This window comes from Enterococcus sp. DIV0174 (assembly GCF_050529065.1).
Lineage (GTDB): Bacteria > Bacillota > Bacilli > Lactobacillales > Enterococcaceae > Enterococcus_B > Enterococcus_B thailandicus.
The window spans coordinates 2475001-2487399 of the sequence record NZ_CP172881.1; the positions used below are offsets into that span (position 1 = coordinate 2475001).

Sequence of the window (12399 nt, forward strand, 5' to 3'; positions counted from 1 at the left end):
ATTTCACTCCCCTTCCGGGGTGCTTTTCACCTTTCCCTCACGGTACTGGTTCACTATCGGTCACTAGGGAGTATTTAGCCTTGGGAGATGGTCCTCCCGGATTCCGACGGAATTCCTCGTGTTCCGCCGTACTCAGGATCCTCCTAGGTGTCTTCCAAATTTCATCTACGGGGTTTTTACCCTCTTTGACTGACTTTTCCAAGTCATTCGATTATCTGAAAAAACTACCATATTGGAGTCCTACAACCCCAACAAGCAAGCTTGTTGGTTTGGGCTTTTCCCGTTTCGCTCGCCGCTACTCAGGGAATCGAATTTTCTTTCTCTTCCTGCAGGTACTTAGATGTTTCAGTTCTCTGCGTCTACCTCAAATATGCTATGTATTCACATATTTGTAACATCCTATAAAAGATGCTGGGTTCCCCCATTCGGAAATCTCTGGATCATAGCTTACGTACAGCTCCCCAAAGCATATCGGTGTTAGTCCCGTCCTTCATCGGCTCCTAGTGCCAAGGCATCCACCGTGCGCCCTTATTCACTTAACCTTATCAACCTTACGGTTGGGTTTTGACATCATTTCTAGCGATAGAAACTAGTCAAGAAAAATAAGCAATTGAACTTATTAAAAAACTCATTCAACGCGGTGTTCTCGGTTTGTTTTGATCTTACTTCAAATATCCAGTTTTCAATGAACAAAGTGTCTTGAGAGTAAACCTCTCAAAACTGAACAAAGTAATGATGACAAACGTGTGTAGTCTCCGTAATATTCCTTAGAAAGGAGGTGATCCAGCCGCACCTTCCGATACGGCTACCTTGTTACGACTTCACCCCAATCATCTATCCCACCTTAGGCGGCTGGCTCCAAAAAGGTTACCTCACCGACTTCGGGTGTTACAAACTTTCGTGGTGTGACGGGCGGTGTGTACAAGGCCCGGGAACGTATTCACCGCGGCGTGCTGATCCGCGATTACTAGCGATTCCGGCTTCATGTAGGCGAGTTGCAGCCTACAATCCGAACTGAGAGAAGCTTTAAGAGATTAGCTTAGCCTCGCGACTTCGCGACTCGTTGTACTTCCCATTGTAGCACGTGTGTAGCCCAGGTCATAAGGGGCATGATGATTTGACGTCATCCCCACCTTCCTCCGGTTTGTCACCGGCAGTCTTGCTAGAGTGCCCAACTAAATGATGGCAACTAACAATAAGGGTTGCGCTCGTTGCGGGACTTAACCCAACATCTCACGACACGAGCTGACGACAACCATGCACCACCTGTCACTTTGCCCCCGAAGGGGAAGCTCTATCTCTAGAGTGGTCAAAGGATGTCAAGACCTGGTAAGGTTCTTCGCGTTGCTTCGAATTAAACCACATGCTCCACCGCTTGTGCGGGCCCCCGTCAATTCCTTTGAGTTTCAACCTTGCGGTCGTACTCCCCAGGCGGAGTGCTTAATGCGTTAGCTGCAGCACTGAAGGGCGGAAACCCTCCAACACTTAGCACTCATCGTTTACGGCGTGGACTACCAGGGTATCTAATCCTGTTTGCTCCCCACGCTTTCGAGCCTCAGCGTCAGTTGCAGACCAGAGAGTCGCCTTCGCCACTGGTGTTCCTCCATATATCTACGCATTTCACCGCTACACATGGAATTCCACTCTCCTCTTCTGCACTCAAGTCTCCCAGTTTCCAATGACCCTCCCCGGTTGAGCCGGGGGCTTTCACATCAGACTTAAGAAACCGCCTGCGCTCGCTTTACGCCCAATAAATCCGGACAACGCTTGCCACCTACGTATTACCGCGGCTGCTGGCACGTAGTTAGCCGTGGCTTTCTGGTTAGATACCGTCAAGGGATGAACAGTTACTCTCATCCTTGTTCTTCTCTAACAACAGAGTTTTACGATCCGAAAACCTTCTTCACTCACGCGGCGTTGCTCGGTCAGACTTTCGTCCATTGCCGAAGATTCCCTACTGCTGCCTCCCGTAGGAGTTTGGGCCGTGTCTCAGTCCCAATGTGGCCGATCACCCTCTCAGGTCGGCTATGCATCGTGGCCTTGGTGAGCCGTTACCTCACCAACTAGCTAATGCACCGCGGGTCCATCCATCAGCGACACCCGAAAGCGCCTTTCAAATCAAAACCATGCGGTTTCGATTGTTATACGGTATTAGCACCTGTTTCCAAGTGTTATCCCCTTCTGATGGGCAGGTTACCCACGTGTTACTCACCCGTTCGCCACTCCTTTTCTTTCGGTGGAGCAAGCTCCGGTGAAAGAAAAAGCGTACGACTTGCATGTATTAGGCACGCCGCCAGCGTTCGTCCTGAGCCAGGATCAAACTCTCATAATAAAAGTTAGAACAATCTTTCGATTGTTAAGCTCAATTTGTTTGCTAGCATATTGCTTGCTGTTTAAAAATGTTTGTTGTCTTGAATTGAATCAAGACGCCCTACACATTTGGTTTGTCTTACTTTGTTCAGTTTTCAAAGGTCTACTTGAATTGCCGTAGCAACTTTTATATCATATCAGAGTGACGTTTGAATGTCAACTCTTTTTTAAAAAAGTTTCTTTGATTTCATTTGAGAAATCTTTCAGCAACTCATTTATCATATCGCATCGTTTGTTATTTGTCAAGAACTTTTTTTGAATTTTCCCTTGATGAAATCAAGCTTCATAAGCAGTCCTTTTTAAACGACTCAGTTATCTTATCATGTGATTACTCACACGTCAATAACTTTTTGAAATTTATTTTCTGAAAGAATTTTCAACTTTCAGCAGTTGTCCGCCTTGCGAACAAATAATAATATACCAACTAAAACAAGGCAGGTCAATGAATTTTTTTCTTTTTTCTACTTTTTTTCACTTGTCCGATCATTGTTATTCAAAATATATTTTTTGTTCGTTTTTAAGGCAAATATTTAAGATGTTATTTCGAAAAAGCAGAAAGAATTTATTAAATTCCTTTTTGAATTTCTAGTAAAAAAAGAAGCTATCTGTTTAGCCAGATAGCTTTCTTCTATACCATACACTCTATTGTTTAACGCATTGTTGGGAACAACAAAACGTCACGAATTGACTGTGCATCTGTAAGTAACATTACTAAACGGTCAATTCCGATTCCTAATCCGCCAGTTGGTGGCATGCCATATTCTAAAGCTTCCAAGAAGTCTTCATCTACACCGTGTGCTTCATCATTACCCAGCTCACGCTCTTTTTCTTGCGCTTCAAAACGTTCTCTTTGATCAATTGGATCATTCAACTCAGTGAAGGCATTTGCAAATTCTCTACCAATAATAAACAATTCAAAGCGATCAGTAAAACGTGGATCTTCAGGATTTTTCTTCGCTAATGGTGAAACTTCCACTGGATGTCCATAAACAAAAGTTGGTTGTGTTAATGTTTCTTCAACAAATTCTTCAAAGAATTCATTAATTACATGACCCACACCCATTGCATCTGTTACTTCCACGTTATGTTCCTTAGCAATTGCAAGAGCTTCATCTAACGTCATTTCTTTCCAGAAATCAACACCAGTTTGTTCTTTAATTGCATCGACCATATGAACACGTTTGAAATCACTCTCAAGGTCAACTGCTTGACCATCATAGGTAATGCGCGCTGTTCCTAAAACTTTTTCTGCTGCGTTACGAATAATTCCCTCAGTTAAATTCATTACATCGCGATAATCCGTATAAGCAGTATAAGCTTCTAGCATTGTGAACTCAGGGTTATGCGTTGTATCAATTCCCTCATTACGGAAAACTCGACCAATTTCATAAACTTTTTCCATTCCGCCAACAATTAAACGTTTTAAGTGTAACTCTAGTGCAATACGTAAATATAAATCAATATCTAGAGCATTGTGGTGTGTAGTAAATGGACGAGCAGCTGCTCCACCAGCTTCATTGTGTAAAACAGGTGTTTCTACTTCAATGTAGCCATTTCCATCCAGATAACGACGAATTTCGCTAATGATTTGACTACGTTTCATAAAACGATCAAAGCTTTCGCGATTACTAATCAAATCTAAATAGCGTTGACGGTAACGTTGTTCAATATTTGTTAACCCATGATATTTATCAGGTAATGGACGCAAAGCTTTTGAAAGAATTGTAAATTCTGTTGCTTTGATTGTTACTTCACCTGTATCAGTTTTCATAATTTGACCTGTAACTCCGAAGAAATCTCCTAAGTCAGCATGTTTGAAAATCTCATAGGCATCATCACCTACTTGATCTTTACGCACGTAAATTTGGATTTGTCCTTCACGATCTTGAAGATGCGCGAAGCCCGCTTTTCCTTTTCCGCGGCGAGTCATCATTCGTCCAGCTACACTAGCAGTCAAACCCATCTCAGCTAATTCTTCTTTTGTTCTTGAATTAAATAATTCATGCAACTCTTCTGAGTTATGTGTACGTTCAAATCGCTTACCAAACGGATCGATTCCAGTTTCTCTTAGTTCTTCCATCTTTTGGCGGCGAACAAGCATTTGATCATTTAAATCTTCTACTTGATGTTGTTGTTCCTCAGTCACAAAAGTTCCTCCATTCTCCTAGTTGTTCTCAGTTCTAATAATGCCAATGAAACACAAAAAAAGCAAGCCGAACTTAAATTTTCGGCTTGAAATTCACAAAAATCTTAGAAATCTGTTTAATGTTTTATAGCAACTTTTTCCGTTTTTTCTAAAAAAGCTTCAAGCAAATCATTGATTTCCTGTTGGTTTTCAGAATGGTTGATTGCTACTTTTACTTTAGCTGCGCGAGGAATTCCTTTTAAATAGTAGGAAGCATGTGTTCGAAATTCGCGACAGGCTACTTGTTCACCTTTTAAGTCAGTTAAACGTTGCAAATGAAGTTTTGCTGTCGCAATTTTTTCAGCCGGCGTCGGTTCAGGGATTAGTTCACCTGTTTCTAAATAATGTTGCGTACGGTGAATCATCCAAGGGTTGCCTAATGCTGCTCGCCCAATCATCACACCATCTGCTCCGACATACTCCAACATACGTTTCGCATCTTCGGGTGTTTTGACATCTCCGTTCCCCATAAAAGGAATCGTTAAATGCTGTTTCACTTCTTTCAAAATTTCCCAATCAGCTTCGCCCTCATACATCTGCACTCTAGTACGACCATGCATAGCAATTGCTCCTGCTCCAGCCGACTCTGCTGCTAACGCGTTTTGCACGGCAAAAATGTGTTGATCATCCCAACCAATTCGCATCTTAACCGTGACGGGAATGTCTACAGCAGAAGATACAGCATGAACCATTTCATAAACCTTATCGGGATCAAGTAACCATTTTGCTCCCGCTTCCGCCTTAATAACTTTGTTTACAGGACACCCCATATTGATATCAATAATATCTGCTGTCGTGTTTTCTTGTACAAATTGTGCAGCCTCAACCAAGCTATCTTTATTTCCACCAAAAATTTGGACACTTAGTGGATGTTCTGCCTCTTCAATATGAAGCATTTCTAACGTTTTTTTGTTTCGAAAATGAATACCTTGATCGCTAATCATCTCACAAACGACTAGTCCTGCACCAAATTCTTTAACTGTTACTCGAAAAGCAGAGTTACTAATTCCAGCCATTGGCGCAACAACTACGCGATTCGGAATTTCAACGTTTCCAATTTTCCATTGATGTTTCAACTAAATTCCTCCTACTGCTTCTTCTTTCAGCGCTAATAATTCTTGTTCAGAATACTCGTACTTATTATTACAAAATGAACAAACTGCTTCTGCACCATGGTCTTCATCAATCATTGCTTGAATTTCTTCTGTGCCCAGTGCAATGATAGCTTCTGCAAATTTTTCTTTTGAGCAGTCACAAGCAAATTGAACAGGCATTTTTTCTAAGATATTTAACTCTTCTGTTCCTAATAATCCCTTCAAAATTTCTTCAGGTGTGTGACCTTCATCAAGCAATGTTGATATTCTTGGTGTTGTTTTCAATTGGTCTTCAATTTTTGAAATTGTTTCTTCGTCTGCACCTGGCATAATTTGGATCATAAATCCACCAGCTGTTTTGATGCTGTCATCTGTATTTACTAGGACACTTAGGCCAACTGCTGATGGAATTTGCTCAGAAATAGCTAAGTAGTAAGTAAAGTCTTCCGCAATTTCCCCCGAAACGATGGGTGTCTGTCCAGAAAAAGGTTCTTTTAATCCCAAATCCTTAGTTACAGTGAACATTCCTTGTGTACCTACTGCACCACGAACATCAATTTTCCCTTCAGCATTCAACGGCAAACTCAAATGTGGATTTTTAATATATCCTTTTACATCGCCTTTACCATTTGCATCAACAACGATTCCAACAGCTGGACCGTCGCCTTGAATGCGAACCGTTAATTTATCTTCACCTTTTAGTGTCGCTCCTAATAATAAACTACCGACTAGTGTACGGCCTAACGCTGCCGACGATGTATGCCATGTATCGTGGCGACGTTGTGCTTCTGCCACTGTATTTGTTGCTTGTACTGCATAAGCACGAACAAAACCATCATGTGCTAGTGCTTTAACTAAATAATCTTCCATTATTGTATGTACCCCTTTTTTTGATTTTTCAGCTCCTAGTGAATCATACTAGCAACTTTCATTTTTTTCAACTTTTGAAATCAGAGCTTAATAATAAATAAAACTGAACAAAAAAGAAATCAATTTTGTTTGTGTACAAATTTCTAGTTCAAACTACTCAATAGAAAAACTAAATTGAGTGAATCCAAAGAAAAAAGCTGGGACATTTAATTGTCCCAGCTTCAAAACATTTTACTATTTATAACGATCTTCAAAGTTGTTTTTGTCGTAATCAGACTCTGTGTCTTTGTCTTTGTCTTTTTCTTCTTCAGCAACTTCTGAACCAGTTTCTTCACTGGCCAATTTTACTTCTTCAGCTTCGTCTTTTAGTTCTTGTTTTGTTTCTTCAAAATCTTGTTTTTCTTCTGCTTGTTTCTCCGCATCTTTTTCTTCTAAAGCACGTTTTGCTTCTTCAAACGTTTGTGCTTCTTTCTCACTTGGATAATCCGCAGACTCTGTTCCTTCTGGCATTACGCCACGTTCGAACAATGATTTAATTGCTTTTGCATCTAGTGTTTCAAACTCAAGAAGTTTTTCTGCAATCAACTTATGTTGTTCACGGTGTGCTTCGATAATTTCATGCGCTTTTTGATGAGCATCCATCAAAATCTTGCGAACTTCTTGGTCAATTTCAAATGCAACTTGTTCAGAGTAAGCTTTTGTTTGACCATAATCACGGCCAACAAAGACTTGATGGTTTCCTTCGTATTGAACTGGACCAAGTCGATCACTCATTCCATATTCAGTAACCATGCTTCTAGCTAATGAAGTCGCTTGTTCAAAGTCATTTGAAGCACCCGTTGATTGAACGCCAAAAATAATTTCTTCAGCTGTACGACCACCAAGTAAGCCAACGATTTGTTCAAACATATCTTCTTTTGTCATCAAGAACTGATCTTCTTTTGGTAAAGCGATCATGTACCCGCCAGCACGCCCACGAGGGATGATTGTTACTTTATGAACGATACGTGCGCGGCTTAAGACTAAACCAACAATTGTATGCCCAGCTTCATGGTAAGCAACCATTTCGCGTTCTTTCTTGTTAATTACGCGATCTTTCTTAGCAGGACCAGCGATAACACGATCTTCTGCTTCATCAATATCAGATGCGTCAATTTTCTTTTTATTACGACGAGCAGCTACCAAGGCAGCTTCGTTTAAGACATTTTCTAAGTCTGCACCAGCAAATCCTGGTGTTTGTTGTGCAACCACTTTTAAATCAACGTCGTCTGCTAAAGGTTTATTTTTAGCATGAACACGTAAAATGGCTTCACGACCTTTGACATCTGGACGACCAACCAAAATTTGGCGGTCAAAACGGCCTGGACGTAACAACGCTGGATCTAAGACATCTGAACGGTTCGTTGCGGCAATCACAATTACGCCTTCATTTCCGTCAAATCCATCCATTTCTACCAATAATTGGTTCAATGTTTGTTCACGTTCATCGTGTCCGCCACCCATACCAGCTCCACGTTGACGACCAACAGCATCAATTTCGTCAATGAAAATGATTGCTGGTGCATTTTTCTTCGCTGTTTCAAACAAATCACGTACACGACTTGCCCCAACACCGACGAACATTTCAACGAAATCAGAACCAGAAATGGAGTAGAAAGGTACGCCAGCTTCACCGGCAACAGCTTTCGCTAATAACGTTTTACCTGTTCCTGGAGGTCCTTCTAAAAGAACACCCGCTGGAATTCTTGCACCTAATTCAACAAATCGACGAGGATCTTTCAAAAACTCAACAACTTCAACAAGTTCTTGTTTTTCTTCTTCTGCACCAGCAACGTCAGAAAAACGAACACGGTTGGCTTTTTTGTCGGCTTCTTTGGCTTTTGATTTACCGAAGTTCATCACTCGGCCACCGCCGCCACCGCCACCACCTTGTTGACCCATCATCATATAGAAGAAGAAAATGATGATGACAATTGGCAAGAAGCTTAATAGTAGAGATACCCATATACCGCTACTTGACTCTTCTTTAATTGTTGTTCCTACATCATGTTGTCTTGCCAAGTCTGTTACCTGACTTAACGTTGTGTCGTTTGGCAAAATGATAGTTGTGAAGTGTGTTGTTGATACATCAGTTGAACCTAGGATCGCTAAACCGCCACTGTTGCTAACTGTTTGTTGTTCCTTGTATTCACCAGTGATTTTATACACACCGTTTGCAGGTTGAACACTAAATTCTTTGATTTTCCCTGACTCTAATTGTTCAGTAAATTTTGAGTACTCGATGTCTGACGACTGCTGGCTATTGTTACCAAAAATAAAATAGACCACCATGACCATCGCCAAAATTACGAGGACATAATATAAGGCATTTTTCATCATGCCGTTATTCTTTTTGTTCATAGTTACCCTCCTTAAACACTAATTTGATTTAGAAATTTTTATCAATCCTGACCATTTCATTGTAACATAACTCATTTCAGAAAAGGCACTAATTTGACTGATAAACACTAGGTTTTAAGACCCCAACATAAGGAAGGTTTCGATAAGCTTCTGCATAGTCTAAACCGTAACCTACAACAAATTCATTAGGTACGTTAAAACCAACATAATCCGCTTCGATATCCACTACGCGTCCTTCTCGTTTATCTAATAAAGTAACAATTTTCACGGAATTTGCTTTACGATATTTAAAAAGATCAACTAAGTATGCAAGTGTTCGACCACTATCGATGATATCTTCAACGATCAACAAGTCACGACCTTCAACGTTTGTATCTAAGTCTTTTACGATTTTTACTTCACCAGAAGATACAGTAGCATTTCCGTAACTTGAAACATCCATGAAATCTAACTCTAAATAAGTGTCAATTGAACGCACGATGTCTGCCATAAAAGGAACAGCTCCTTTTAATACGCCGACTACTAGTGGATTTTTATCACGATAAGTTTCAGTTAATTCTTTGCCCAGTTCTTCACAACGAGCTTGTATTTCTTCTTTTGAAATCAAAACTTTCTCAATATCCTTTTCTAACATTGGGTTCTCCTTCCAGTTGCTTCTTTTGATATTTGTAAAGAAGTATGTAGTGTATTTTATCAGTTTCTTTGTCAATACTCAAATAAGAAAAGGTAAAAGGAACAACACTATACACGTTTCTTTGCTCATCTGTAATCAACCATGCTTGTTCCCTGTGTGAATCAGGGATTTTTTTGTCAATAAAGTAACGGGAAACTTTCTTCGTAAGCGTTTCAGTCAAACGAACCCGATCACCCGGATGTCGTTGATCCACCTGAAGTTTCGTACCGTCTTCGAGCCACAAATCATGTCTAAATTCCGACCAATCAGCAAGATTTTCTGGTACAGCTAGCTTGTCACTTGAAAACAAACCAATCCATTGTGAATCACTTAAATAAATCGGCTGGTTTGGAAGCAGCATCCGTGGCACGAAGCTTTGCACTGGTTGGAGCTGTTCAATTCTGACATTCGTATACTCTTTTTTAAACAGCCAACCTTTACCTAAATCAAACTGCCATTGGCTTTTATCACTTTTCCATTGATTCACTAGAAATAAAATTTGCTGCTCTTTTACTGCGACCGTTGTTTCGTTAAACAACTGTTCAAAAAGCGCATGAAGAAAAAAATAGCGTTCACTTTCAGCCATTTCGGAAATTTTCGCTACAGAAATTTGCCAGCCATTGGCTAATGGTTGGAGAAGTTCAGTTACTTTTTCATTCATCTGTTTTTGAATCAGTTCATCCGCCCATTGAATTTGCTTTGAAAATCGTTGGAAATGACTTAAAGTTTGCGAGTTTTCTTCTTTTAATCGTGGGATAACTAAGTGACGCAGCCGATTTCTTTGTACATCTAATTTCTGATTTGTTACATCTTCAAAATAAATCAACTGCCGTTCTTTAGCATATTCATATAATTGTTCCTTACTATAACTTAGTAATGGACGAATTAACCTTCCTGTTGCAAATGGTTGTATTTCTTTGATTCCAGCAAAGCTACTCAATTGTCCCCCTCTTAAAATTTTCATCAAAATCGTTTCAATTTGGTCATCTCCATGATGGGCAGTCATCAACGTATCATAGCCTTCCTCGTGCATGATTCGAGAAAAAGTTTGATAACGAAATTGACGCGCAGCTGTTTCAATTCCTGTTTCAGCAGGCTGTTCCCACGTAATGGAATAAAACGGAAGGTTCTTTGCTGCCGTATACGTTTGTAAATAATGTTCTTCCTCAGCAGATTCTACCCGTAACTGATGATTGATATGAACAACGCCCAAAGCAAAGAAATTTTTTTGTTGTGCAGCTAACAATAAATCCAATAAAACCATTGAATCTACCCCACCAGAAACTGCAACTAAAATTTTTGTTGTTTCCGACCAAAATTTTTTTTGCTGTCCTACTCTACTAAACCGTTCTTTCACGATAATCTACCTCCTCTCAAAAAAGAAAAGCCGAGACAAAACGAAGCCAATGTTTTGTCCCAGCTATATTTTTGTTTGGTACGAATAATGATGTGTTCAACAAACGTTCTCCTAAGCTACGAATGGCAAGAAAAACGTTCGGATGATTCGTCATCTTTATTAGCTACGACGTCCGCCGCGACCTCCACGTTTTCCTTCAGTGTTACGTTTTAATGAAGTTAGTCGATCATCACTATCTTTCAAAAATGAACTCATCAATGAATCGAAGTCTTCTTTCGTATTTGAAGGCTGACTGCGAGAGAAAGATTTTTTAGGTGTTGAGCGAGTACGATTTTCTCGAGGTTCCTTATTTTGATGTTGAAATTTCTTTGCATTATGACTTGTTTCTTTACCAGCGCTTTCTGGTTGTTCTTGTGCTTTACGAATGGATAATCCAATTTTTCCGTCATCACCAACAGATGTAACTTTTACTGTCACCTCATCGCCAACACTTAATACATCATGAATATCTTTTACAAAACCGTTCGATACTTCACTGATATGGACTAAACCTGTTTTACCAGAACCTAAATCAATAAATGCACCAAAATTTGTAATACCTGATACTTTTCCTTGCAGTTTTGCTCCTACCTCGATTGACATAAAAAAAATGTTCCTCCTATTTATTACCCAATTTATATTCCTGCTTATTTTGCAGTTGTAGAACTCGTTGATTGGTTTGTTTCTTCTGTTGAACTGCTTGTATTAGATTCTAATACTGGATAGACTTGCTCGCCTTCTTTGGAATAAAAGAATTTGCTTCTGGCAAGCTTTGCGACATAGTCGTCATCCTTCAGCAGCGAGACATCTGATTTTAATTGCGAGACGTCTGCTTTGACTTCTTTCATTTCCGTGGTAGCTTCGACTTTTAGCTCAGCTAGTTTATCTAGACGTTGCATATCTCGGAAAATCTGCACACCAATGATTGAAAAAATGACCAAAGCGCCTAATAAGATGACCGCTAACCGACGTCTGCGAAAAACGAGCTGACGTTGTTGCTTTTGAAACTCAGCGTATTTTTTCTTTGTGTAATCTGTATCTAACGCAGCAATTTTATTGCTTTTTTTTGCCACTTGCTTTCGCTCCAATCTGTTTTGGCTTGTCTTTTCCATTATACCAATATCAATAAAGCTTGTCTAATCTATTAATTTACGTTTTCTGTTCTTGTTTCTGAAATAATTTCGTACATTTTTTGTGCATCTTCTTTTTTGGTTGACTCATGAAGTTCATTGACTTTGATTTCCATTGTCTTGTTCCCAAATTGGATTTTTAAGACATCGCCAACTTTTACATCACTTGAAGATTTTGCTAACTTGCCATTTACTTGAATTCTTCCTTTATCAGCCACTTCTTTTGCTACAGAACGTCGCTTGATAATTCGAGAAATTTTCATAAATTTATCTAATCGCAT

8 protein-coding genes, 2 rRNA genes and 1 pseudogene (1 of these 11 only partly in view) are annotated in these 12399 nt (G+C 39.9%); all 11 read right to left on the reverse strand.

Annotation, left to right across the window (positions count from 1 at the left end):
* Positions 1 to 542 (reverse strand): 23S ribosomal RNA (locus IGJ93_RS11870); it reaches 2372 nt to the left of the window's first position.
* Positions 543 to 771: 229 nt separating this feature from the next.
* Positions 772 to 2332: ribosomal RNA gene (locus IGJ93_RS11875) — 16S ribosomal RNA — on the reverse strand.
* The 16S and 23S rRNA genes sit together here, the layout of an rRNA operon.
* Positions 2333 to 3019: 687 nt before the next feature.
* Positions 3020 to 4516 carry a lysine--tRNA ligase gene (lysS, locus tag IGJ93_RS11880; protein ID WP_067484745.1) on the reverse strand — a complete coding sequence of 499 codons (1497 nt, stop codon included), beginning with the start codon at positions 4514 to 4516 and terminating at the stop codon, positions 3020 to 3022.
* A gap of 116 nt (positions 4517 to 4632) precedes the next feature.
* Positions 4633 to 5631, reverse strand: coding sequence for a tRNA dihydrouridine synthase DusB (gene dusB / locus IGJ93_RS11885; protein WP_430596955.1), 999 nt, complete (start codon positions 5629 to 5631; stop codon positions 4633 to 4635).
* Positions 5632 to 6519 carry an Hsp33 family molecular chaperone HslO gene (gene hslO, locus IGJ93_RS11890; protein ID WP_071869035.1) on the reverse strand — a complete coding sequence of 296 codons (888 nt, stop codon included), beginning with the start codon at positions 6517 to 6519 and terminating at the stop codon, positions 5632 to 5634. It abuts the gene before it with no gap.
* Positions 6520 to 6753: 234 nt separating this feature from the next.
* Positions 6754 to 8919 (reverse strand): ATP-dependent zinc metalloprotease FtsH, encoded by a 2166-nt coding sequence (ftsH, locus tag IGJ93_RS11895; RefSeq protein WP_270346719.1) that lies wholly within the window; start codon positions 8917 to 8919, stop codon positions 6754 to 6756.
* Positions 8920 to 9007: 88 nt separating this feature from the next.
* A complete protein-coding gene (gene hpt / locus IGJ93_RS11900) occupies positions 9008 to 9553 on the reverse strand; it encodes a hypoxanthine phosphoribosyltransferase (RefSeq protein WP_067484734.1) in 546 nt (181 codons plus the stop codon).
* Positions 9547 to 10955, reverse strand: a pseudogene (tilS, locus tag IGJ93_RS11905) (tRNA lysidine(34) synthetase TilS). The gene hpt and the pseudogene tilS overlap by 7 nt, the downstream one beginning before the upstream one ends.
* Positions 10956 to 11108: 153 nt before the next feature.
* Positions 11109 to 11591, reverse strand: coding sequence for a S1 domain-containing RNA-binding protein (locus IGJ93_RS11910; protein ID WP_067484728.1), 483 nt, complete (start codon positions 11589 to 11591; stop codon positions 11109 to 11111).
* A 44-nt stretch (positions 11592 to 11635) separates the two neighbouring features.
* Positions 11636 to 12061: an FtsB family cell division protein gene (locus IGJ93_RS11915; protein ID WP_067484725.1), complete on the reverse strand. Its 426-nt coding sequence runs from the start codon at positions 12059 to 12061 to the stop codon at positions 11636 to 11638.
* Between the two features lie 71 nt (positions 12062 to 12132).
* Positions 12133 to 12399, reverse strand: a complete 267-nt coding sequence (locus IGJ93_RS11920; RefSeq protein WP_067484722.1) for an RNA-binding S4 domain-containing protein — start codon at positions 12397 to 12399, stop codon at positions 12133 to 12135.

What these genes read in the sequence shown, in the direction of transcription:
- IGJ93_RS11920 (WP_067484722.1), bottom strand. Translation starts at nt 12,399, where the DNA reads ATGCGATTAGATAAATTTATGAAAATTTCTCGAATTATCAAGCGACGT.
- ftsH (WP_270346719.1), bottom strand. Translation starts at nt 8,919, where the DNA reads ATGAACAAAAAGAATAACGGCATGATGAAAAATGCCTTATATTATGTC.
- hslO (WP_071869035.1), bottom strand. Translation starts at nt 6,519, where the DNA reads ATGGAAGATTATTTAGTTAAAGCACTAGCACATGATGGTTTTGTTCGT.
- hpt (WP_067484734.1), bottom strand. Translation starts at nt 9,553, where the DNA reads ATGTTAGAAAAGGATATTGAGAAAGTTTTGATTTCAAAAGAAGAAATA.
- IGJ93_RS11910 (WP_067484728.1), bottom strand. Translation starts at nt 11,591, where the DNA reads ATGTCAATCGAGGTAGGAGCAAAACTGCAAGGAAAAGTATCAGGTATT.